The organism is Mesobacillus foraminis, assembly GCF_004340465.1.
GTDB classification, from domain to species: Bacteria; Bacillota; Bacilli; order Bacillales; family Cytobacillaceae; genus Mesobacillus_B; species Mesobacillus_B foraminis.
Genome location: NZ_SLVV01000010.1, coordinates 169,122 through 191,550, shown reverse-complemented (window position 1 = coordinate 191,550; position 22,429 = coordinate 169,122). Strand labels below are relative to the sequence as shown.

The 22,429-nt window shown below is 43.0% G+C and carries 19 protein-coding genes and 2 pseudogenes; 6 read left to right on the top strand and 15 right to left on the bottom strand.

The genetic code is table 11. The features are described from left to right. Positions 1-103: 103 nt before the first annotated feature. The 4 genes from EV146_RS19060 to EV146_RS19045 form a co-directional block, all read right to left on the bottom strand. Positions 104-1,072 carry a sugar phosphate isomerase/epimerase family protein gene (locus EV146_RS19060; RefSeq protein ID WP_132009564.1) on the bottom strand — a complete coding sequence of 323 codons (969 nt, stop codon included), beginning with the start codon at positions 1,070-1,072 and terminating at the stop codon, positions 104-106. Between the two features lie 295 nt (positions 1,073-1,367). Next, positions 1,368-2,207: a carbohydrate ABC transporter permease gene (locus tag EV146_RS19055; protein ID WP_132009561.1), complete on the bottom strand. Its 840-nt coding sequence runs from the start codon at positions 2,205-2,207 to the stop codon at positions 1,368-1,370. Between the two features lie 12 nt (positions 2,208-2,219). Next, entirely contained in the window at positions 2,220-3,170 is a 951-nt protein-coding gene (locus EV146_RS19050) for a carbohydrate ABC transporter permease (protein ID WP_132009558.1), read from the bottom strand. Between the two features lie 79 nt (positions 3,171-3,249). Further along, complete coding sequence (locus tag EV146_RS19045; RefSeq protein ID WP_132009555.1) at positions 3,250-4,539, bottom strand: ABC transporter substrate-binding protein; 1,290 nt, start codon at positions 4,537-4,539, stop codon at positions 3,250-3,252. 516 nt (positions 4,540-5,055) lie between these two features. On the opposite strand from EV146_RS19045, the gene EV146_RS19040 reads away from it, so the two are divergent. From EV146_RS19040 to EV146_RS19030, 3 genes and pseudogenes are all read left to right on the top strand, one after another. Beyond that, the gene (locus tag EV146_RS19040; RefSeq protein ID WP_132009552.1) at positions 5,056-5,298 is read left to right on the top strand and encodes a hypothetical protein; all 243 of its coding nucleotides are present in this window, start codon (positions 5,056-5,058) and stop codon (positions 5,296-5,298) included. A 331-nt stretch (positions 5,299-5,629) separates the two neighbouring features. Next, on the top strand, positions 5,630-6,217 hold the full coding sequence (locus tag EV146_RS19035; protein WP_132009549.1) for a guanylate kinase: 588 nt from the start codon (positions 5,630-5,632) through the stop codon (positions 6,215-6,217). Positions 6,218-6,817: 600 nt separating this feature from the next. After that, positions 6,818-7,378, top strand: a pseudogene (locus tag EV146_RS19030) (ZIP family metal transporter). Positions 7,379-7,665: 287 nt separating this feature from the next. On the opposite strand, the gene EV146_RS19020 reads toward EV146_RS19030, so the two are convergent. Together EV146_RS19020 and EV146_RS19015 are read right to left on the bottom strand one after the other, a co-directional pair. After that, the gene (locus tag EV146_RS19020; protein WP_132009546.1) at positions 7,666-8,562 is read right to left on the bottom strand and encodes an ROK family protein; all 897 of its coding nucleotides are present in this window, start codon (positions 8,560-8,562) and stop codon (positions 7,666-7,668) included. 149 nt (positions 8,563-8,711) lie between these two features. Next, complete coding sequence (locus EV146_RS19015) at positions 8,712-10,529, bottom strand: solute:sodium symporter family transporter (protein ID WP_132009543.1); 1,818 nt, start codon at positions 10,527-10,529, stop codon at positions 8,712-8,714. A 549-nt stretch (positions 10,530-11,078) separates the two neighbouring features. On the opposite strand from EV146_RS19015, the gene EV146_RS19010 reads away from it, so the two are divergent. The 3 genes from EV146_RS19010 to EV146_RS19000 all read left to right on the top strand — a co-directional run bounded on the left by EV146_RS19010 (position 11,079) and on the right by EV146_RS19000 (position 12,926). After that, positions 11,079-11,582: an LPXTG cell wall anchor domain-containing protein gene (locus EV146_RS19010; protein WP_132009540.1), complete on the top strand. Its 504-nt coding sequence runs from the start codon at positions 11,079-11,081 to the stop codon at positions 11,580-11,582. A gap of 53 nt (positions 11,583-11,635) precedes the next feature. Further along, positions 11,636-12,283 carry a class D sortase gene (locus tag EV146_RS19005; protein ID WP_132009537.1) on the top strand — a complete coding sequence of 216 codons (648 nt, stop codon included), beginning with the start codon at positions 11,636-11,638 and terminating at the stop codon, positions 12,281-12,283. A gap of 70 nt (positions 12,284-12,353) precedes the next feature. After that, on the top strand, positions 12,354-12,926 hold the full coding sequence (locus tag EV146_RS19000; RefSeq protein ID WP_309136129.1) for an SOS response-associated peptidase: 573 nt from the start codon (positions 12,354-12,356) through the stop codon (positions 12,924-12,926). Between the two features lie 341 nt (positions 12,927-13,267). Here the strand turns inward: EV146_RS19000 and EV146_RS18995 are convergent, their stop codons facing one another. The 9 genes and pseudogenes from EV146_RS18995 to EV146_RS18960 all read right to left on the bottom strand — a co-directional run bounded on the left by EV146_RS18995 (position 13,268) and on the right by EV146_RS18960 (position 22,416). Further along, positions 13,268-13,732: a hypothetical protein gene (locus EV146_RS18995; protein WP_132009534.1), complete on the bottom strand. Its 465-nt coding sequence runs from the start codon at positions 13,730-13,732 to the stop codon at positions 13,268-13,270. A gap of 344 nt (positions 13,733-14,076) precedes the next feature. Continuing rightward, a complete protein-coding gene (locus EV146_RS18990) occupies positions 14,077-15,228 on the bottom strand; it encodes a glycerate kinase (RefSeq protein ID WP_241993973.1) in 1,152 nt (383 codons plus the stop codon). Positions 15,229-15,270: 42 nt separating this feature from the next. After that, positions 15,271-15,693, bottom strand: a pseudogene (gene rpiB / locus EV146_RS27930) (ribose 5-phosphate isomerase B); the annotation flags it as partial. Positions 15,694-15,844: 151 nt separating this feature from the next. After that, positions 15,845-16,807 (bottom strand): 2-hydroxyacid dehydrogenase, encoded by a 963-nt coding sequence (locus tag EV146_RS18985; protein ID WP_132009528.1) that lies wholly within the window; start codon positions 16,805-16,807, stop codon positions 15,845-15,847. A 92-nt stretch (positions 16,808-16,899) separates the two neighbouring features. Continuing rightward, entirely contained in the window at positions 16,900-18,396 is a 1,497-nt protein-coding gene (locus EV146_RS18980) for an aldehyde dehydrogenase family protein (RefSeq protein ID WP_132009525.1), read from the bottom strand. 23 nt (positions 18,397-18,419) lie between these two features. Beyond that, positions 18,420-19,607, bottom strand: coding sequence for an iron-containing alcohol dehydrogenase (locus EV146_RS18975; RefSeq protein WP_132009522.1), 1,188 nt, complete (start codon positions 19,605-19,607; stop codon positions 18,420-18,422). A 2-nt stretch (positions 19,608-19,609) separates the two neighbouring features. Further along, complete coding sequence (locus EV146_RS18970; RefSeq protein WP_241993965.1) at positions 19,610-20,701, bottom strand: Ldh family oxidoreductase; 1,092 nt, start codon at positions 20,699-20,701, stop codon at positions 19,610-19,612. After that, positions 20,688-21,383, bottom strand: a complete 696-nt coding sequence (locus tag EV146_RS18965) for an RraA family protein (RefSeq protein WP_132009519.1) — start codon at positions 21,381-21,383, stop codon at positions 20,688-20,690. Before EV146_RS18965 ends, EV146_RS18970 begins: the two co-directional genes overlap by 14 nt. Further along, on the bottom strand, positions 21,376-22,416 hold the full coding sequence (locus EV146_RS18960; protein ID WP_158287142.1) for a LacI family DNA-binding transcriptional regulator: 1,041 nt from the start codon (positions 22,414-22,416) through the stop codon (positions 21,376-21,378). Before EV146_RS18960 ends, EV146_RS18965 begins: the two co-directional genes overlap by 8 nt. Between the last annotated feature and the right edge of the window lie 13 nt (positions 22,417-22,429).

Below are 22,429 nucleotides of genomic sequence, written 5' to 3'. Positions count from 1 at the left end.
GGACATGAACTCTCTATGTATCAAAAAAAACGGCAGGTTCATGGCACCCATGACTTTCTCCTAAACTAGCACCCTGCCGTTTCAATCTGTATTACCTATTTCTTTACGCCCACCAGATTTCCCCTACTTTTTCCCGGATCAATTCCTTCTTCAGGAAGGCAGCGGCTTTTTGGAACCCTTCTTCTACGGACATCAGGCTGTCTTCATGTTCGATACTGATGACGCCGTCATATCCGACTGTCTGCAAGGCTGAGATGATTTTTCGCCATGTTTCTTCCCCATGTCCGTACCCCACTGTTCGGAAAATCCAGGAACGATTTAATTCATCGCGGTAGCTTTTCGTGTCAAGCACTCCGTTTGCTGCCGTATTTTGCACATCGATGGCTGTGTCCTTTGCATGAAAATGGAATAAAGCCCCCGCTTTCGCCAGTTCTTTTATGCCGACAATCGGGTCCATGTTTTGCCAGAATAAATGACTTGGATCAAAGTTGACCCCTATGTTTGTTCCGCACTCCTTGCGCAGCCGGAGCATTGTCTCTGTATTGTAAACAACAAAACCGGGATGCGGTTCAATCGCCACTCTTACTCCATTCTCTTTTAAAAATTGATCCTGTTCCTTCCAGTAAGGAATCACCTTTTCTTCCCACTGCCATTTTAATACGTCGGAATGCTCTTCCGGCCAGGGACAAGTGACCCAAACTGGATTTAAAGAATGCTCTGATTCACCAGGGCACCCCGAAAACGTAATGACCGTGCTGACACCAAGCTTGCTGGCAAGCAAAACGGTATGACGAAAATCCGAATGAAACTGGTCTGCCACCTCCTGGTTCGGGTGGAGCGGATTGCCATGACAGCTAAGGGCACTGATTTCCAGCCCCCTGCTTTCAAATGCCTGTTTAAAACGCTCAAGTCTTGCCTCATCTTCCAATAGCGCGGCCGCATCGCAGTGAGCGTTGCCCGGATATCCGCCGGTGCCAATTTCCACAGCATCCAGACCTGTTTCCTTAATATAGTCCAATGCTTCCTCCAAAGGTTTTTGTCCAAATAAAACAGAAAATACTCCAAGTTTCATAAAAAGGTCCCCTCTCCTAATCTATTTTTTATTTGCTATGGTCGTAAACACTGCAGCTTTCAAACGCAATGGTTCACGCCGTTCAGCCTGTCAGGTTTTCGGACACGGCCAAAAATGTTCTATGTACACAGGACTCTTGATTAGATTTGGTAAAACGCAGGAAAGGTCCTGCCGATATTGAGCAACAGACCTTAAAGTCCTGTAATGGAACGCAGTGATCAATGTCTTAAGGGCGGTAAGCTGCACCTGATGCAACACTTGTGATCTTAGCCTGTTAGATCAGGTGCAAAATTGACTATTTTATCGAACCTTCCGTCAATCCGGCAATAAATTGTTTGCTGAACAGAAGGAAAACGATCAGAATGGGCAGCGTCGCCAGAAATGTCCCGTTTAAAATCATCGCATAGTCCGTATAATAAGCCCCGTTCAATGTCCTTAATGCAATTTGAATCGTCTGTACACTCCGCTCTTTTAGTACGACTAATGGCCACAGGAAGTCATTCCAGACACCCATGAAGGTGATCAGGCCTAAGGTCGCCAAAGCCGGGCGAATCGATGGCAGCGTAATGCTCCAATATAAACGGAAGTTGGAACAGCCGTCGATTCTGCCTGCATCGATTAACTCGTCAGGAATGGTTGCGGAGATATACTGCCTCATCCAGAAGACGCCGAAAGCACTTACCATGCTTGGAATTACAACCGCATTCAGGCTGTTAATCCATCCCAGCTTGCTCATGATCATATATTGAGGGATGATTCCCAGCTGCGCGGGCACCATCATGGTAGCAAGAACAAAGAGAAACCAGAATTTCCTGCCTTTAAAATGCAGCTTTGCAAACGCAAAGCCTGACAGGGAACTAAAGAATAGGACGGTGACGGTAATGGCCGTTGATGCAATCACAGAGTTTCCGATTGCAGCAAAGAAATCGATATTGCTGAAAACTTTTTGGGCATTTTCGATAAAACTGCCGCCAGGAACCATTGCCGGCGGAAATTTATTGATGGCCGATGTATGGTTCGAGCCAATCACTAACATCCAATAGAACGGAAACAGGGATAAAAAGGTCATAATGACTAATACCGCGTAAACGATAATCCTTCCAGGGCTGTACCACTTTACTCCTACCTCTTTCATCTTCTCACTTCCTTAATCTGCTGATTTAATGCGGCTGGTAATGAATTGGTTGACGATCGAAAAAAGGATAATGATCAAGAACAGCACCCATGCAATCGCAGAAGCGTATCCAAAGGAATTCCGCACAAAAGCTTCTTCATATAAATAGAAGGTCAAGGTTAATCCCTGCTTTAACGGACCGCCGCCTCCACCCGAGAACATTAGAGGTTCGGTAAAAATCTGCATGCCGCCAATCGTTGAAAGAATGACGGTGAAAATGATCATCGGACGGATCATTGGAATGGTGATTTTGAAGAATTGCTGGGTTTTGCTTGCCCCGTCGATCGTCGCAGCTTCATATAAATCCTTTGGGATGCTTTGCAGTGCCGCCAGATAGATAATGGCGTTGTACCCCATCCATCTCCACATGACCATGGAGGCAATCGCAATATGTGTTCCAAAATAGGAGCCTTTCCAGTTAAATGGATCCAGTCCGAAAACAGAGAGAGCATAATTAAGGATTCCGTATTTCTCGCCAAAAATGGCATCGAAGATTATTGCCACCGCCACGAGTGAAGTGATATTCGGCAAAAAGGCTGCCAGTCGGAAAAACTGTTTCCCTTTTAAAAATGCCTGATTTAAGATAACAGCTAAGATAAGGGCTAAAAATAATTGAGGAATCGTCGAGATGACCCAAATGCTGAATGTATTTCCAAGTGCTTTCCAAAACGTTGGATCTGTGAAGAGCATTTGATAGTTTTGGATCCCGACAAACTCTTTTGCCCCCAGGATGGGCCATTTGAAGAAAGAGATATAAGCTGTGTAGAAAATCGGGAAAACCCCGAAAATACTAAACAAGATAAAGAACGGAGAGATGTATAAATAGCCGGAAATATTATCCTTCGTCGATTGCTTTGTGAACCTTTTTTGTTTTGGTACAGCAAGGGACTGCTTCCCTTTTTCGACACCTACATTTGTTGACATCCTTACTCCCCCTTTCACATTCTAATAAGTTAGAGACTGAACTTCAGCCAGTCTCTAACTTACTGCTTGTCCAAGAAGATTATCTGCTTAATTCACGCTCCAGCTGGTCCATAGCTGTTTTCCAGCTTTTATCAGGAGTCGCCTTGCCATCACGGACACGTTCCACCGCATCTCCCATAATTTCTTCAATTTGAATGGAATCCGGACCTTCCACAATCGGTTTTACCTGCTTTGCCGCTTCGCCATAAATTTTAGCCGTCGGGGCATTGTTGAAGAATTCGCTTGTATAGCTTGTAAATGCTTCATCTTCATAAATGCCAGGAGTGGAAGGCATCAGGCCTTTGGACTTAAACGTTTCCAATTGCTGTTCTGGTGATAACACCCATTTGATTAACTTGTAGGCTTCTTCTGCATTCTTCGATTCTTTTGGAATCGTCAGGAACGATCCGCCCCAGTTTCCTGCTCCTTCAGGCAATAAAGTAATGTCCCACTTCCCTTTTGTATCAGGGGCATTATTCATAATGTTCAACTGCATCCATGCAGGCGCCAGTACAGTCGCGAAATCGCCGTTTGCCATCCCGGAACCCCATTCACCTTCGAATTGAGTGAATCCGGCCGTCAGATCTTTCTCAATTGTTTGCATGGCATAATCATACGCTTTCTTGATTTGAGGGTTATCTTTTACAATCACATTTCCGTCTTCATCATAGTATTTCTCATTTCCCTGGCCTTCGATGACCGCATAGATTCCATTTGGAGAGTCAATCATCGCTTTTCCGGTTTTCTCTTTCATCTGCTCGCCAGCCTTGATGTAGTCATCCCATGTTTGAAGCATTTTAGCAACTTCTTCACGGTCTGTCGGAAGCCCGGCCTGTTCAAACAGGTCCACGCGATAGGCAAGCGCCTGAGGACCAATATCCGTTGGAATTCCTAATAGGTTTTTGCCATCAGGTGTTTCTGCTTGCTTCCATTTCCAATCTAAATAGTTATCTTTAAGTTCATCAGCACCCAGGTCATATAAATTATAGAACGCATCTGGAGCCGCTTTCATTTTATCGATCCCTTTTACCTCAACCGCTGAAATATCGGGTGCACCGCTGCCGGCTGCAAGAGATGTTGTCAGATTGCTGTGTACATCGGCAAATTCCGAAAGCTGAATATCAACTTCAATATTATTTTCCTTTGCATATTGTTTGATTTGATCTTCAATTCCCATCCCAGGCCATAACCAGATCGTGAGTTTTGTTTTTCCGTCTTTCGTTTCTTCACCAGCCGTCGTATCCTTGGCCTTACACCCCGCTGCTCCAATTAGCAACAGCAAACTTAAGGCCAACAGTAAAAATTTTTGCCACCCAATACTTCTCTTCATCTGAGCTTCCCCCTTTGGTTTACATTCTTTGTACAGTGACTGAACTATCTGTAATTTGATTATATTCTGATAATTTATGAGTTGTCAACAAAACTTTGAAATCGCTTACAAAATAATTTAATAGGAAAGACTCTTTTAGTTGTTTTACCTTTTCATAGATTTATAGATTTCTTTAAAAAACATTTGGATTCTAAGCGTTTATGATGTAGTAATTACACAGGCACTATACCCGACGTTCCTTTCGTGTACAGGTTTTTCGTCCGTTTATTGACTATCTGCGGATGCTGTAATGGTTCATTATCAATTCGACTTAAAGGTTATGGATTGCATTTGTGTGATTTCCTGTCTCTTTTATTTTTAAAGCACTGTATACTTCCCTTCCTTAATCCAGCCGTTTAATCGTTCTTCTAAAATAAACCTTATGCTAAGTCTGGAACCAGTTTCATTATTTTTTAGGTCAATTGGAAAGGATTTCCGCATATACTAATGTAAATTACTTTTATAAGGGTGTTCCTGATGCATCAAAACAGAACGCTTCAGCCATCTATAGGCCAAGCTTGGACCGGCAGACATGTCATCCTGCTTCAATGCACGGTAAACAACCAATATATAAATCTCTACAAAAGTAACCATGCACCCATTGAGCCTCCGCGCCGCAGCTGTGCAGAAACACTATCACAGCTGTTAAGCATTGGCTATGTGATACATGCCATTACGCCAATATCAGCCAATCAGCTGCAATATTTTTTAGTGCTGTGATGCTACCCTGTTTGTCATATATTTTAATAGCGTTGGTAAGGATATCCGGGTAGTTTCATTGCGACCTTTTTCATCACTTGCTTTGAATCTTGGTCTAGATTGAACGTTCATTATATCTTTTTCATAACGTGCCTGGTTTTGCGTACACATAGAACGTTTATAATGGCCTTTTTTCTATGTTTCAGGGATGAGGGCACCTACAAAAACATTTCATAATCAAAAGAGGTTCTTTTTTCCATGATGGTTCTTTCTTCCTTAGATAAAACAGAAAACCTCACATTTCCCTGGATCAGCATACTCTATAAACAATGTGCTAAAAGGAGGTTCTTCCATGTATCAAATTAAAGGGAAAGAAAAAATTTTTATTTATACCGGGCCTGATGGATCCGGAAGAAAGACAATTGCCAGGATGGTTGCTACTGCATTTGATATGGAGATGGTCCTCTCTTATACGACGCGAGCTCGCCGTCATTATGAAAAGGACGGGGAAGACTACCATTTTGTAGATGAAGCTGCTTTTAAAAAGATGCAGGCTAACCAGGAATTTCTTGAAAGCGTTGAAATTGATGGATATCATTATGGAATCCGCGAACAGGATATCATCAAGGCATTTGAGAATCATCAACTTATTTATTTAACGTTAAATCCGGAAGGGACCGAAAAACTGAAAAAGATGTATGGCGACCGGGTAATGCGCTTTTTCATCTATGCGGATCGCAACACAGTGGTAGAAAGACAAAAAGTGAGGAAAGATCATGAAACGGTAATCGAAAGGCACATGGCACATTATGATGAAACAATGGCTTATAAACAACAGTGTGAATATGCGTTTGAAAATTACGATTTACCACAGGTCTCTTATCAGATCAGTGAAGTGATCGAAGCGTTTCTGGACAGGGATTTCATCGTGACAGATTAATAAAAGCCTCCCACTCAAAAAGGAACCTGGATTTAACTCTCCGGGTTCCTTCATACATTCTCTGCAGGTAATGCTTTCGTTTATTGAAAAACCTGTGGCCGTGTGAAAATAGTTTAAACCAAGCCACTTTTTAAAAAAAACACGGCCTTGAACCTGGGTGACACGTTAAATATCGGCATAAATCCTCTCCTCAATCTACCGCTGGGGATCCCAGAACTAGCGCTCTGCCATTTATGCATCGATTCTTCCAGGTTATGAATCATTTATTAAGACTTATGGATCGATTAATTTTGTTTATGCATCGACTATTTGCTCTTATTGAAAAACCTGTGTCCAGTCTGTGAAACTAGACCGAAACTAAGCTTCATATTTAAAAATTGTCCCTAAACCTGGATCCTACTGCTTAATTCGGCTAGATTTGTTTAAAATTGAACGGTTTCGCCATGCAAAAGTACCCGTCCTGCCGTTTATGCATCGATTCTCACAAGTTATGAATCATTTATTGAGACTTATACATCGATTAATTTTGTTTATACATCGATTCTCCCCTTTTATTAAAAAAACTGTGTCCAGCCTGTGAAAACAGCAGGAAACTCGCGGATGTTGCCCGGCCTCGTGCGCATGCCGGGATTTGCCGGCGGCGTGATGATTGCCGCCAGTTACTGGTCTCTGCTGGCTCCTGCCATTGAAATGTCGGAGGGCCACGCCATCGGAGACTGGTTTCCGGCTCCGTCCGGGTTTTTACTGGGCGCATTTTTCTTTAGGGGATGATAAAATCCTGCCCCACCTTCACCCGAACTTCCCTGAAAGCGTGGCCGTTTCCATACCGCTCAGAGGAGAAGGAATGTCGCGAAGGAATAGCTTCTTCTATGGGCAGTTTTCAGGGTGGTCGAACCGATTGCGGCAGTCATCGGCGCGTTTGCGGTCGCCTTTATCGAACCATTGCTGCCATACGCCTTAAGCTTTGCAGCCGGAGCCATGATTTTTGTGGTCGCGAAGGAAGTGATCCCCGGCTCACAGGAAAAAGGCAATAAGGATCTGGTGCTTACGATGTCTTTTTATGCTGGTCGTCCATTCGAATCAACAGGCCTTTTCGAATCCAGTATTGCAAGTTTTCTGAAGGGAAGACGCCTCTGCCAGTCGAATTGTTCATTTGAATAACCACACTGTTTGGATTTACCTCAAGGATCGTTAAGGTTTCTGAAGAACTCAGGTTTGGCATAAAACCACTTTTTATCTCAAATTGCATGTTAATATCTAAATCCAATGTGAACCCGCCTTTATTAATGTATTTTCTGGTTCTATGTTTCCCATAATTTCTTTTTTTATCCAGTATCTGCTTTCACATATAAAGCAGGCTTTAGGAAATAAAATGAGCATTCTTCTGAAATCAGCCACCAGAAAAAAAGAGATTAGACTGAACTAATCTCTAATGCAAGATGCCTCGCTTATTTGGCTTGCCGCTGGTGGAAATGATATAATGCTCCAATCAAGTTTGAGTCATTACCAAACTTGCACCTCTCGACTTTTACAGGCAGGCGGTGAACTGTACCTTTCAGCTGGCTCAATGCTGCGTTAATTTGATCAATCAGTCCGTCCCGCTGGCTGATGGCTCCGCCAATCAGGATCTTTTCTGGGTCGATGGCATATTGGAGGTTAAAAATGCCTACAGCAATGCGTTTGACAAATTTCTCTATTACAGCCTGCACTTCTTCATCACCGTTATCAGCCATTTCAAATACTTTCTTGCCGTCGAGCGAATCGGGATCCACTCCCTTTAGTTTCGCTGCTTGTATGACCAACGCCTTGGTTGCGCCTAATTCACTCCAGATTTTTCCTTGGCCATCGAGATAGTCTTCCATAATCATGAAGCCGAACTCTCCGCCATGCAGATTGCTGCCGTGCCTGATTTTTTTATTCAGGACTAAAGCACCGCCAATGCCGGTGCCAATCACAATGCAAATAAAATCCTGTACATCCTTGGCTGCTCCGATCCAGCCTTCCGCCAGCCCGGCACAATTCGCATCATTTTCCATTTCCACCGGCAAGCCTGTCCGTGCCTGCAGGATTTCTTTAAAATTTGGCCCATGAATATAAGGAATCGCGCTGATTCCGCCAATGACTCCGCTTTGGACATCAACAGCCCCAGGCATGCTCAGAGCTATTCCTGTGAGCTTATGGCTGCTCTCAAACTCCTTCACTATGGAAACCATGGTATCCAAAAAAGGCTCCAGCCCTTCCTTCGGGGTTGGGACAGAGGATTTTTCAATGAACTGCCCTGTTTCTTCCATCAGTGCATATTTAATAGCGGAACCCCCGACATCAAAAACTCCATAATAATTCACTCCAATTTACCCTCCAAATCCTCATTTAAAATGATATGTATAAACAGTATTTTTCTAAATCTTCTCTATTATTGTACCTTAGACTGGATGCGGTTTCATGAAAAAACAAAAAAATAACAACCGGCATTAGCCGGCTGTCTGTTTATCGCCTATTTTAAAGGCTGCTCTTTTCCTTTAAAATACAATGTCTTGCTTTCCCTTTTTATTTTTAAAGAATGCGGCGGGTTATGAGAAGTTAGATATTGAGCATATTTCTGATTCCAGACCTTAATAGATACAAAGATTAGCGCTGCAGCAGTTAATAGTATGGCAGCGATAACGAACCAGAAATTGCTTGAAACTACAGCATTCTCGTAAGCCAATCCGATCGGCGAAAAGATGACATAGGTGACCGCGACCAGCGCCAGCAGCATAATCGAAAAAGGAATAGTATACTTCCAGGGCTCCATGCTGACTTTCGGGTCTGCTTTAAATTGGTATGCGACCTCTCGCGGCTTCAGTTTACCAATTACCAGCATCATTGCGACCTCAACAGCAAACAAGATGGCATAGATATGAATGAAATGGATGGGAACCGTTACATTGAACAGATGGTCCGTTCCCCATACAAGCATATAATAGGTAATCACGTGAAAGATGATCACCACTTTGGCGGCAATGGCTGGTACATACTTCGTCATGATTCCAACCAGGACAATCACGATGATTGGGATATTAAAGAATCCGGTAAATCTGCGGATTAAATCCCACAAGCCATCCGAAGCATTCATCAGCATAGGAGAAATAAACAGGGACACAATCGCAAGGACGGTACCAAACCACTTGCTGACAGAGATTAGCTTTTGATCATCCGCATCGGGATTCATCCGAGGTTTATAAATATCAAGGGCAAAAAGAGTAGCGGCACTGTTCAGGAGAGAGTTAAAAGAACTAAAAACAGCACCAAGCAGTACAGCCAAAAAGAATCCTGATAAATACCCGGGCAGAACATCCGAAATCAAAGCGGGATAAGCCAAATCCACGGATTTCAAGGAATTTCCATATAAATGGAAAGCAATAACACCAGGGATCATCATAAAGACAGGTACCAGGAGTTTATATAAACCAGAAATCAGAACACCCTTCTGCCCCTCCGAAAGGTTTTTTGCCCCCAGGGTTCGTTGAATCACGTACTGGTTGGAAGCCCAATAAAACAGGTTGGCAAAAATCATTCCAGTAAAAATGGTTCCGAATGGTACGGAATCCTCTTTCGAACCAATTGAATTCAGTTTTTCAGGATGGTTGACCGCAATCTCCTTCATTCCTGAAATCAGGTTCCCTTCCCCGAGTGCAATGAATCCCAGCACCGGCACCAGGATCCCGACAATCAGCAAACCGATTCCATTAAGAGTGTCAGAGACAGCCACTGCCTTCAGCCCTCCAAAGATGGCATAGATGGCTCCGATAATGCCAATCACCCAAATGACCAGCCAGACAGAAGAAACATATGAAATGCCAAACAGACCAGGCACATCGAATAATTTTAATACGGCCAGGGCTCCGGAATAGAGCATGGATGGAATGGTAACTAGTATGTATCCCAGCATAAACAAAACAACCGTATATCTTCGGACACCTTCATCAAACCGTTTGCTTAAAAATTCAGGCAAGGTTGTAAAGCTTCCACCCAAATATTTAGGGAGCAAATACACAGCCATGATGATCACCGCAAAGGCTGCCGTTACCTCCCAGGCCATATTAGACAGGTTTGTGCGATACGCTTGTCCGTTCAGGCCGATTAATTGTTCCGCAGATAAATTGGTCAATAACAGCGAACCCGCAATAAAACCTCCAGTCAGCCCCCTGCCCGCCAAAAAATATCCAGTTGAATCACTGACTTCCCCTTTCGTTTTCACATATGAAAGCCAGGCCACCAATCCCATAAAAAAGGCACAAGTGGCTAACGTAAACCAAATAGATCCAAACAATACAATTCCCCCTAGTTGCTAGTTATGTAAATGATCTTTCTATATAACCGCTTTTTGAGAAAATGAAACCTTGTCCGACTCTATCGCAATTTTAATGCTATATGGATTCAAAACACCATTTTAATCTTGACATTGGAGCTGCTAAACACCGACTTTTCTCAATTTATTAACATTCTGTTTTAGCGATGCTGCATGAATGGACCTCCATCCCCCAATAGACTCTCTAAATTCTCTTCTGTGGTCTTTTATCCTTGCTCAATTGGTTCTAGTTTAGTAAGTATCTGCTTTAATAATTCTTCCATTACAAGAACCTCCCATTGGAACTTTCACGTATACCGTTATTCTCAGATGAAGTAAGACTTATAGGACTTCTTTACTTTCATATAGTCTTTTGTTCACCATTCATTTAACTGTAAACAAAAGATAATTTGGCATATATAGTCGTTATTTACCATTTTAAAGCCTTATTTGTCATAATGTTTGAAATATTGTTGGATTTTCCCTAATATTGTAAGCGTACCAACAACATAACAAAGGGAGGAATACTTAATGAAAAAGTTTGTTGCATCACTATTTGCCCTGGCCTTTATGTTCACTGGTTTTTCAAGCGTTAATGCCGCCGAAGACAAAGACTGTGGGGATTTTAATGGAGACAAACGAGCAGTTGCTGAATTCTGGCACACCAACGGGTATAGCGCGTCAAACGACCCGCATGACTTAGATAGAGATAATGACAACTTGCCTTGTGAAGTATCTCAGGGTGAATATGATGACTATGTTGCATCATTGAACGAAGAAGATTCCCAAGATGCTGATTCCGGTTCAGATACTAGCACCGACGAAGCTACTACTGAAGAAGAGAGCGACACAGTAGAAAGCGTTGAGTCAAATGATGATTCTGGCCAAGCATCTGATGACGCTACTTCTGGTTCAAACGAAGTAGGTGAAGAACTTCCAGATACGGCTACGAACTCAGTCCCAATGATGGCTCTTGGTGCAATGTTATTAGTCGGCGGCTCTGTACTAGTCTTTCGTAAAAGACAAACCAATTAATCTCACTGGAAAACGGTAGGCTCTCTGCCGTTTTCTTTTTTAAGGAGTTAAATATGAGGAAATTGTTCGGAATAACCTTAATGGTCGTTGGGATTTTCTTAGGCGGTATTTCGTATGTAAATTGGCAAACTGGACGCTCTTCTGCTGAGGATATGAGTGAACAAGAAGTATCGGAACTACAAATCGAGGAGAATTTACCGGAGAAAGATTCTACTGAAATCATTGAGGAACCAAAGAAGTTACGAGAACCGGAACAAGCTCCCATTCCCTCTACGGAGGTTAGTCACCCCCTTGGAGAGAAGATAGCTTTTCTTAAGGTACCTAAATTGAGACAGAAATACTCTGTTTATTGGGGAGCAGAGGAAGATGTCCTCAAAAAAGGGGTTGGAATGTTTGTCAGTGAGTTAACAACGGTTCCTGGAGACGGCGGTCACACTGTATTAAGCGGTCACCGTGATACGGTCTTTTATCGGCTCGATGAACTTAAAGAAGGGGACATCCTAGTAGTGGAGTACGAAGATAAAAACTATTCATATAAAATAAACAATATCTTCATTACGGACCCGGACGACAGGACGGTCATTGTCAAAAAAAGCTCTCCTACATTGACACTAACAACTTGTTATCCCTTCAATTATATTGGGGATGCACCAGAAAGATACATCATACAAGCAGTACCGTTAGACAACCAATCTATTTAAAAGACAGGCATGAGGGAGTATTCCAGGCAGAACTACGTTAGGTTAATCGGGTTGTTTTCATCTATTCAGTCTGATAGAAGACCTGAACACCCTTCGGAAAACCTTCAGGTTCGAATTTGGGGAGGAAATTGTACCCCGCTACAACATTTCTCCTGGACAGGAAATCCTCACCATCGGAAAGCATGAAGGGAAAAGGGTCGGGGCCATGATGAGGTGGGGGTTGGTCCCATACTGGGCAAAGGATCCTAAGATCGGTTACAAGATGATCAACGGAAGAAGTGAAGGAATCGACAAAAAGTCCTCGTTTAAGAATGCCTTCAAGAAAAGACGGGTCCTTATCCCCTGCAGCGGATTCTATGAGTGGAAACAAAGTGATGAGGGGAAGCTTCCGTACCGTTTCATCATGAAGGGTCAAAAGCCCTTCGCGTTTGCGGGGATATGGGAGACCTGGACAAAAGGGGAATTTCCTCTCCACTCCTGCAGTATCCTTACTACCCAGCCTAACGGGGTGACAAAATCAGTCCATGAATCGGATTACGACATATGGATGGACCCTGAATATGATGACATTTCTTCCTTAATGAACTCCTTGTTCCTTATGAAGAGGAGGAGAGGGACAAATACCGTGTGTCCACCCTGGTGAACTCTTCCCGGAATGACTTAGCAGAGATGATTTCCCCGTTAAATTCATTATAATATGTCGACCCCCTTTCTTTTATCGAAAGGGGGTTCGACATATCAGTTTTGATTTTCATCCATCTGGATTAGACCCAATCCTCTTTTCGAAACTCAACTATATTTGTAGACTATCGGGGCGTGCCATAATTTCACATGGGGATCGTATCTGGTATTTTAGATTGCAGCTCCGGTTTGAGTTTTGTCGACCTTTCTGCCATCCATTCTCACCGCCTTTATTCCCAAGAACTTTTCCTCCATCCCTTAAACTTTAAACTGGAGAAAGCAATAAAAGCCCCCTGAGGGCTTTTATTGATAGACCTTACGGAACGATTGTACCAGCATTGCGTTAAACACCAACTCGACGATGATCGAAATGGCAAGGTCGATGACGTTCGTCCCATCCATTGAGTGCTGGGGGGCGAACATCAGGATATAAGTGTATCCAATGATCATAAGCAAGATTGACAAGATCGTCGTCCTTATGAAAATCGGGATGTTAAGAGAAAAATAGGGAAGGAAGAAATCCTCATGGACTCCTTTTTTGTAAATTCCATAAGCCATCATAATCCCAATGGCATTGATGACGATAAAGCAGGCAAGGTCCATCATGTCGTAAGTATTCATGGATGACGGGTCAACGACGACAGGAAGGGTTAAAATGGTCAAGGCGGCAAGTATCCAGAATACGTTCCGGTATGTTTTCTTTTGTTTTTCGTTCAGGGAGTCTTCCCTCAGTGCGAGGATAAGGGCGGTAAGGTTCCAGATGTACATAGCATTCTCCTATTCTCGTTATTTGTAGCTGTTTCAAAGATAGTCGTCCCATTATTGTTCATATATTTACGTACGTCTAGTTTAAAGTGTAATGGAGTTTGTATAGCTCTTGAAAAAGGCATTTTCACCGTGGAATTCATATTTACGTACCTAATATTGAACATGTTTTTTATGTACACCAATTTCCTTTGCGATTGTTAGGTATCCTTCATTTCTTTCTAAATACCATTTTACAGTTCTAGCTTTTTGGTCATTCGTAAATTTAGCAATAGAAAAACACCTCCAAATTTTAGACTGTGTCTAAAATTTGTGGTGCAGTTCAATTTGGCGTCTTTTTATTTTGTCTAACAGCTTCTTTGAATCGTCCGAATTGTTCTCATGGATGCTGCAATATTTCTGGAAGTTATCTCCATGTAATGAGCCGCATGTTCAAAGGCATCCGGGAGTGAGGTGATGCCTGGGACAATACTAAAAAGGGCATCGATTCCGTGTTCATGCACAACTTCGCTGTCCTGGGATAAAGATCCCGCAATTCCAATGACAGGAACACCGTGTTTTTTTGCCGCCTTTGCTACCCCGATTGGCGTTTTCCCATAAACCGTTTGACCATCAATACGGCCTTCTCCTGTGATGACAAGGTCTGCATCCTTGACGACTTCCTCAAAATTCACGGCATTAAGGACAATCTGGATTCCTCTTTTAAGGTCTGCGTTAAGGAAGGCCAACAGGCTTGCCCCAAGACCGCCCGCCGCACCAGCACCTTCAATATCCCGGAAAGACTTACCCAACGTTCGTTCAGCGACATCAGCAAAATGTGATAGATTTTGGTCAAGCATTTCCACCTGTTCAGGAGTGGCTCCTTTTTGAGGGCCAAAAATGGCGGAAGCTCCTCTTGGTCCTGTTAACGGATTATCGACGTCACAAGCCACTTCGATTTGAACGTCTTTTAGTCGGTCGTCAATGCCACTCAAGTCAATGGTACGTATTTGTGCGAGTGCGCCGCCACCGGGACCGATGTCATTTCCCGACTCGTCCAATAACTTTCCGCCCAACGCCTGGACCATCCCGGCGCCGCCATCGTTCGTGGCGCTACCGCCAATCCCGATGATAAGATGTTTTACACCCAGATCAAGGGCAGCTAAAATCAGCTCTCCTGTCCCTCGCGTCGACGTGATCAACGAATTTCTGTCATTCATGGGAACCAAATGCAAACCTGAGGCCGCAGCCATTTCGATGACAGCTGTTTTCCTGTCTCCCATCAATCCAAAGAAGGCTTTAACGGGTTCTCCCAGAGGGCCAGATACAATCCGCTCCTCGATGATCCCGTTTGTGGCATCCACCAAGGATTGGACGGTCCCCTCACCGCCATCGGCCATCGGCATTTTAATGTATTCGGCATTGGGGAAAACCGGTTTGAAGCCTCTTTCGATCGCATTGGCTGCCTCTAGAGCCGAAAGGCTTTCTTTAAAAGAATCTGGCGCGATTACAATTTTCATCTCTTTCAGTAATTGGCGAGCAGACTCGATTTCTATCTTAGTAATTTTTTGAACCCTTCTTCTAAATTGCTTTTCAGTAGAAAATGTGGATTTTAAGAAAGTCTCAATAATTTCTTTTGCCAACCGATCACCTATAATTTGTGCTCCTATACACAGAACATTAACCTCATCATGTTCCACACATTGGTGTGCAGAATATGTGTCATGACATACTGCAGCACGTATTTTTAAAAATTTGTTTGCTGCAATACATGCACCAACACCAGTACCACACACCATTATCCCCCTATCTGCCACGCCACCTTGGACAGCTGTACAGACTTTACTTGCAATATCAGGGAAATCAACAGGGGTGGAACTGTCGCTACCGTAATATTTAACCTCAACATTTAGCTGACTTAAAAGCGTTAAGACATGATTTTTTAATGGATAGCCTGCATGATCATTTCCAACTGCAATTTTCACTTTACCACCTCTTCTATGGTCTCTGTTACAACCTGTTTATCAGTAAAAGGAAACATTTATCGATTGCTTTCAAAAGGAAAATTTCCGATTTTAGGTTTAATTTCTACTTGATATTCAATGGATATTTAACGGATACTTGCAGTAAAGAAAATTAAACAACCACATGCTTAGGTGTGGAATCATACAATGGAAGAATTAAATTTTCCGCCGCAAGTTCGGCCATTTTAAGCCTTGTTTTGATGCTGGCACTGCCGATATGTGGTAGTGTCACTAAATTGGGAAGGGTTAACAGTGGATGATTTAAAGAGAGTGGCTCGTCTGCGAACACGTCCAACCCAGCTGCCCAAATTCCACCATTCTTTAAGGATTCATATAACGCCTTTTCATCTACAATCCCTCCTCTGGCAGTGTTTATTAGGATTGCAGTTTTTTTCATTAGCGAAAGCTCCCGTTCTCCAATAAGATTCGCTGTTTCTTTGGTATACGGTGTCAAGATACAGACAAAATCTGATTCTTTAAGTAATTCCTCAAACCCCACATAATTTAATCCCCACTTTTCTTCAACCTCTAATTTGCGGCTTCGGTTATAATATAAAACTTCCATGTCAAAACCTTTCGCCCTCTTAACTAATGACTCGCCTATCCTCCCCATTCCAATAATGCCAAGTGTAGCTCCATAAATATCCTGTCCGGTCAATTGCATAGGTGACCAGGTATTCCAATTGCCTTGTCTTAAATAGTCAGATGATTCTACTATGCGACGAGCTGTTGCCATCAATAAGGCAAAAGTAAGATCCGCTGTGGTTTCCGTTAGTACACCTGGGGTGTTCGTTACCGTAATCCCTTTTTGTTTAGCTGCTTGAATGTCAATATTGTTATATCCTACAGCCATATTACTTATCACCCGCAAATTTTTGGCCTTCCAAAGCAGGTCTATGTCAATCGATTCTGTCAACAAACAAAAAAGACCTTCTACATCTACAATCTCACTTTCTAGTACCTCCCGAGGAACAGGAATATCTTCCTCATGCCACATCCTCACATCACATTTTTCTTCTATTTGCGATAAAATCTCCAAAGGTATTCTGCGGGTTATGTAAACTTTGGGTTTCATGCTTCTCAGACCTTTCTATATGAATTGTAGTAAAAGAAAAGGGCAGCCATTATTTCGAGAAATTATGACTACCCCATTGATGAAACATTCATTTAGTATTCAAAGTATACTACCTTCATTTCTGTAAAAAATTCAGCATTTGTGTGACCGATAGAAAATGCACCTGCTCCGGATTGCTTCACACCGCCAAAAGGCATATGCGCGGCACTTGCAGTGCCATGGTTAATATGGATCATTCCTGCCACTAGTTGGTCTGCAAAATGATAGACAGTTGAAAATTCATCAGTAAATATAGAAGCTGCCAGGCCATATTCCACGTTGTTTGCCACTTGTAATGCCTCTTCTTTATTCTCCACTTCTATTATCGTTAAGACAGGGCCGAAAATTTCTTCTTTAGCCACTCTCATATCAGGAGTTACTTGATCGAGTAGGGCAGGCTTCATATAAGCTCCCTGTGAGAAATGTCCTTCAGACAGAATTTCTCCACCAAATAATACTCTCGCACCTTCTGCGACTCCGATTTTAAGGTATTCCTGGACAGAATCCAGTTGACTAGCATTTACGAGAGGCCCCATTGTCACTCCCTCTTCCCAGGAAGGGCCAACCCTTATATTCTCAAGCTGTCTTCTAAGAGCCTCTGTTACCTCTTGTTTCTTTTCTTTTAAAACTATTACTCTGCTAATCGATGTACACCGTTGACCACTGCAGGCAAATGCAGCTGAAACAATCTGGTTTGCTATTGCGTCAGCATCCTTAAAATCTAGGACAACTGCCGGGTTTTTTCCCCCAAGTTCAAGCTGTGTTTTGGCTAATCTTCCCGCCGCCTTTTGATTAATTTCGATACCGAGACTCGAAGAACCGGTAAAGCTAATTCCCCTTACCAATGGATGGTTCACTAAGGGATCTCCGACATTGGCACCGCTTCCAATAACAAGATTGACCACTCCGTCCGGGACACCAGCCTTAGCCAATAGCTCCATTAATCGTACAGAGGTCCACGGTGTTAAAGATGCAGGTTTATAAACTACCGTACATCCGTAGGCTAAAGCAGGGGCAATCTTCCTGACAGGGGTGACAACTGGGAAATTCCAAGGTGCAATAGCAGCTACTACTCCAATAGGACTTCGTACCGTTGAACTCCACACATTGCTTCTTTCCCCTGGCAGGGTGTTACCTTCTATTCTAAAAGCCTCGCCAGCGCAAAAACGTGCTTCCTTTGCTGCCCGCAACACTTCCCCTTTAGATTCATCAAGTATTTTGCCTTGTTCCGCGGAAAGCATATAGGCTAATTCATCTGTATCCTGTTCCAGCAGATCTGCAAAACGGAATAATATTGACCCCCGGTCTGGACCAGGAAGCTTTGACCAGTTTTTAAAAGCTATGTGTGCTGCTTCCACTGCTTTATTGACATCTTCTTTATTAGAATTTTGAAAAGTGGCTAAAAGTCGTTCCCTGTTGGCTGCATTATATATGGGATAGGTTTCTCCGCTTCCGCTATTAACCCACTCTCCGTTGATGTAGTTTCCATACGTCTTTGGCTGATGGTTCTCCAGCCAATTGACCATTCCAGCGCTTAAGGCTAAAGTCATTTTTATCATTCTCCTTGTAAAAGTTAATTTAAGACCGTTTCTTTTACTTTAGGCGCCATGACGCGACGGCATATATTTTTGAGATCCTCTTTTGTTGCTTGTACTGGATTTACTGGAACGTTTCCTGATAATATAGCTTCCTCTACTATACCGTCAAGATGCTCTTCCTCCACGCCATAGTCAGATAATGTCTGGGTAATTCCCAAATCTTTGTTCAATTGGCGAACGGCAGTAACCGAAAGCTCTGCTGCCTCCCTGAGAGAGAGATTCTCCGTCTTTTCACCAAAAATCCTTGCAATATGTGCATACTTTTCCACATTCCCAATAAGGTTGAATTCCATTACCTCGGGTAATAGAATCGCATTTACAATGCCATGGGGAATATTAAACTGGCCGCCTAAAGGCATGGCAAGCGCATGAGCTAAACCAAGGCGGGTGGAATTAAAAGCCATGGCAGCAAGCGTACTCGCCAGGAGCATATCATGGCGGGCCTCAATATTTTCACCTTGTACCACCGCAAGCCGTAAACTGTTGGCCACCAATTTCATGGATTGAACCGACAACGCTTCTGAGATAGGTTGCGTTGCTTTATTAACATAAGACTCGAGTGCATGCGTTAATGCATCCATCCCTGTCGCCGCTGTAATATGTGGAGGCAATGTAATGGTAAGTTCTGGGTCGCAAAGAGCTAAAGAAGGACAATTAAACATACTTCCGACACTAAGCTTTACTTTTTTCGCTTTATCTGACAGTACAGAGAACCTGGTTATTTCACTGCCAGTACCTGCTGTGGTCGGCACCGCAATAACAGGAACTCCAGGTGCTGGAACATTATCGATTCCAACGTAATCCCTTATGTTCCCCGGGTTTTTCAGCATGAGGCCGATAGCTTTTGCGGTATCGAGAGCGCTACCTCCCCCTACACCCACCACAATGTCACAGCCCATTTCTTTTGCTACATCCGTTCCTTTATCAACCGATTCTATGGATGCCTCGGTGCCTACATCCGTAAAAATCGAATACGATATAGAGGCATCTTCTAAAGGCTTTTCAAGACGCTTGATTATCCCTGCCTGGAGTACTCCAGGGTCCCCTACAATCAACACATTCGAACCACCTAGATTCTGCACATGCTCGTGCAGTTTTTTTACATATCCACGTCCAAATTCAATAGCAGTAGGGATCTCATATCTAAAATTTGTCAGGTTCATGATTAATTGACTGCCTCCTTCTTTTGATTGGAATAACATGAATCTATTAGAGCGTCTGAAAGTTTGAGAGAGTAGCGTCTTCCGATGGCTTCCAGTTCGTTTTCGACTTTTTCAGGCAGCTCAAGGCCAGTCTTTTTCCGCTCAATCACTAGGCGGTGTTCAATTTCCCCAGGGATTAATATTTCATTCACCCCATCAGCTTTTGGTTCGGCTTTTATTTCCTGTATGTAACGATCCATTCGCTCTTTAAACAGATCTAAAGGCATAAATCGCTCAATATCGATGGCTATGAAAAAATGGCCGACATTTTGTGGTTCGTTCCAATTTTCGTACATATTATTAACGTACTTTCCATATCCAGCTCCAGTTAGAACACCTGCTAAAATATCAATAAACATGGAAATGGCATATCCTTTCGGTCCACCCACAGGCAAAACCGACCCTTGAAGCGCTGCATCGGCATCCGTAGTTGGATTTCCATCTTTGTCGATAGCCCAGCCCAATGGAATATCCGAGCCTTTTTGAGCAGCAACGATTATTTTTCCTCTCGCAACAACACTGGTTGCCATGTCTAAAACAAAAGGTAACTCTTTTCCTGCAGGAACTCCAACTGCTAAAGGATTTGTTCCGATAAATGGCCTTTTTCCACCAGTTGGAGGCATGGTTTGAGAGGCATTGGACATCAGCAATAAAATCATGTTCTTTTCAATAGCTTTTAAAGCGTAGAATGCTCCTGTACCAAAATGATTGGATTCCTTTACCCCGACTACAGCGATTCCTTGCTCTTTTGCTTTTTCCAAGGCTATATCTAGAGCCTTGCTCCCGACAACGGCTCCAAAATTGTTATTCCCATTCAAAAGGACTGTGGGTCCTTGTTCCATTTCAATTTCCGGTTCTGCAAATGGATTCATCATGTTTCGTTCAATTCGTTCCAAGTAAATAGCCGTCCGTACGACCCCGTGGGAATCCACACCCCGTAGATCAGCCTGTATCAAAGAATCCGCAACGGTATTTGCATGGTTCTTATCGACACCGGCCCTAATAAAAACTTCCGTACAGAACTGCTGAAGCTTTTGCCAATCATACCTTTTCAACAGGGCCAATGATTTCACAACCTTTCTGCTTCAATGCTTTATCTACCCAACTGCGGTCAACAGTTCCATTGTCAATCGAGGCCATAATCTCATGCTCTTTTTTTTCTTGTGCCCGTACCTTCATTAAGATCTCTTCAGCTGATTCCACCGGGACAACTGCAAGCCCATCTTCATCCCCTACGATAAGATCTCCCGGGGAAACTAACATTCCGCCCACAGAGACTGGAACATTTATCTCGCCAGGCCCATCCTTATAAGGACCACGGTGTGTGATGCCTTTTGCATAGATGGGAAAATCCCCAGCTAAAAAGGCGGCGGAGTCACGGATCGCTCCATCGATGATGAATCCAGCTATACCTTTGACTCTGGCCAGCCTCAGCATGATCTCTCCAACAATTGCGTTTGTGAGATCACCCCCGGCATCCACCACGATGACTTCCCCCGGCTCAGCCATATCAATCGCTTTATGAACCAGCAGATTATCCCCCGGTCTCGTTTTTACGGTCAGTGCCGTCCCTACCAGCTTTCCTTTTTTATGAAACGGGCGTAAATGCGTCCCTATTGCATGCATCCTGTTTAGGTTATCACTGATATGAGGTGTTACGACGTTTCTATATTGTTCCACTAACTGTTTTTCCACTTTTTTTGACACAGGCAGTATTCGAAACCCTAGATTACTCAAGTACTACTCCTCCCTTTTGGGCTTCCCCGCATGATTCACGTTTAATTAGTTGTGGATCAAGGGAAATTACTTTCGGAAGCACCTCTTTTGGTTTTTTCGTTTCAATCATTTCAATGAGTTTTTTTGCTGCCAATCCTCCCATTTCAAATGCTGGTTGCCAAATGGTAGATAGTGGCGGAAATAAATGCTTCGACCAAACGGTCTCATCATACCCTATTAAGGCAACGTCCTTGGGAATGTTGTACTTAGTTTGACTAATGCCCTCCAGTATCTCCAATGTCATCATGCTGCTGGTCGAAAAGATGGCATCTGGAATGTTATCAGCAGAAAATACTTTCTGAACCGCTTTAGCAATTTCTCCTTTTTTCTCATCGACCATCAGAATGAGTGATGGATCGATATCAATTCCATTTTCTATTAAAGCAAGCTTATAGCCCTGAAGACGCTCTAACCTTGGACTGATTCCTTCTACCTGGTATAGGAAGATAGCAATCTTTCGTCTTCCTTGCCGAATAAGATGAGTCGTCGCCATCTTTGCCCCTTTTACATTATCAACTGTGATGACATGGGCATCTAATCCATAAATTTTTCGGTTAATCGAAATAAAAGGAAAATCATTATCTACCATCTTTTTGTAGGTATCCAGATTTTTCGAGGTGGGATTAATCATTAAACCATCAATCTGCTTCATCTCGAATGACCTTAAATGCTCTTTTTCAATCTCGCCATTATTATTGGAGTTGCAAATCATTAAGTTGTATCCATGACTTTGACATGCTTCCTCTGCACCTTCCAAAACACTAGCCCAAAAAGGGTTCTGCAAATTGGATAGTACAATTCCAATGACGTTTGTTTTTGTTAGCTTTAAACTTCTGGCAAGAGCATTTGGCCTGTAATCCAATTCTTCAATGACCTTTAAGACCCTATTAACAGTCTCCTCGGTGTTTTGGTCAAAGTTGCCGTTCATGATACGAGAAACAGTCGATTTTGAAACGTTCGCTTTCTTTGCTACATCTGTTATTGTCACTTTCATTCCATTACCCTCT

Coding starts and splice junctions, on each gene's coding strand:
- EV146_RS19060 (WP_132009564.1), bottom strand. CDS start 1,072: ATGAAACTTGGAGTATTTTCTGTTTTATTTGGACAAAAACCTTTGGAG.
- EV146_RS19055 (WP_132009561.1), bottom strand. CDS start 2,207: ATGAAAGAGGTAGGAGTAAAGTGGTACAGCCCTGGAAGGATTATCGTT.
- EV146_RS19050 (WP_132009558.1), bottom strand. CDS start 3,170: ATGTCAACAAATGTAGGTGTCGAAAAAGGGAAGCAGTCCCTTGCTGTA.
- EV146_RS19045 (WP_132009555.1), bottom strand. CDS start 4,539: ATGAAGAGAAGTATTGGGTGGCAAAAATTTTTACTGTTGGCCTTAAGT.
- EV146_RS19040 (WP_132009552.1), top strand. CDS start 5,056: ATGCATCAAAACAGAACGCTTCAGCCATCTATAGGCCAAGCTTGGACC.
- EV146_RS19035 (WP_132009549.1), top strand. CDS start 5,630: ATGTATCAAATTAAAGGGAAAGAAAAAATTTTTATTTATACCGGGCCT.
- EV146_RS19010 (WP_132009540.1), top strand. CDS start 11,079: ATGAAAAAGTTTGTTGCATCACTATTTGCCCTGGCCTTTATGTTCACT.
- EV146_RS19005 (WP_132009537.1), top strand. CDS start 11,636: ATGAGGAAATTGTTCGGAATAACCTTAATGGTCGTTGGGATTTTCTTA.
- EV146_RS18995 (WP_132009534.1), bottom strand. CDS start 13,732: ATGTACATCTGGAACCTTACCGCCCTTATCCTCGCACTGAGGGAAGAC.
- EV146_RS18990 (WP_241993973.1), bottom strand. CDS start 15,228: ATGAAAATTGTAATCGCGCCAGATTCTTTTAAAGAAAGCCTTTCGGCT.
- EV146_RS18985 (WP_132009528.1), bottom strand. CDS start 16,807: ATGAAACCCAAAGTTTACATAACCCGCAGAATACCTTTGGAGATTTTA.
- EV146_RS18980 (WP_132009525.1), bottom strand. CDS start 18,396: ATGACTTTAGCCTTAAGCGCTGGAATGGTCAATTGGCTGGAGAACCAT.
- EV146_RS18975 (WP_132009522.1), bottom strand. CDS start 19,607: ATGAACCTGACAAATTTTAGATATGAGATCCCTACTGCTATTGAATTT.
- EV146_RS18960 (WP_158287142.1), bottom strand. CDS start 22,416: ATGAAAGTGACAATAACAGATGTAGCAAAGAAAGCGAACGTTTCAAAA.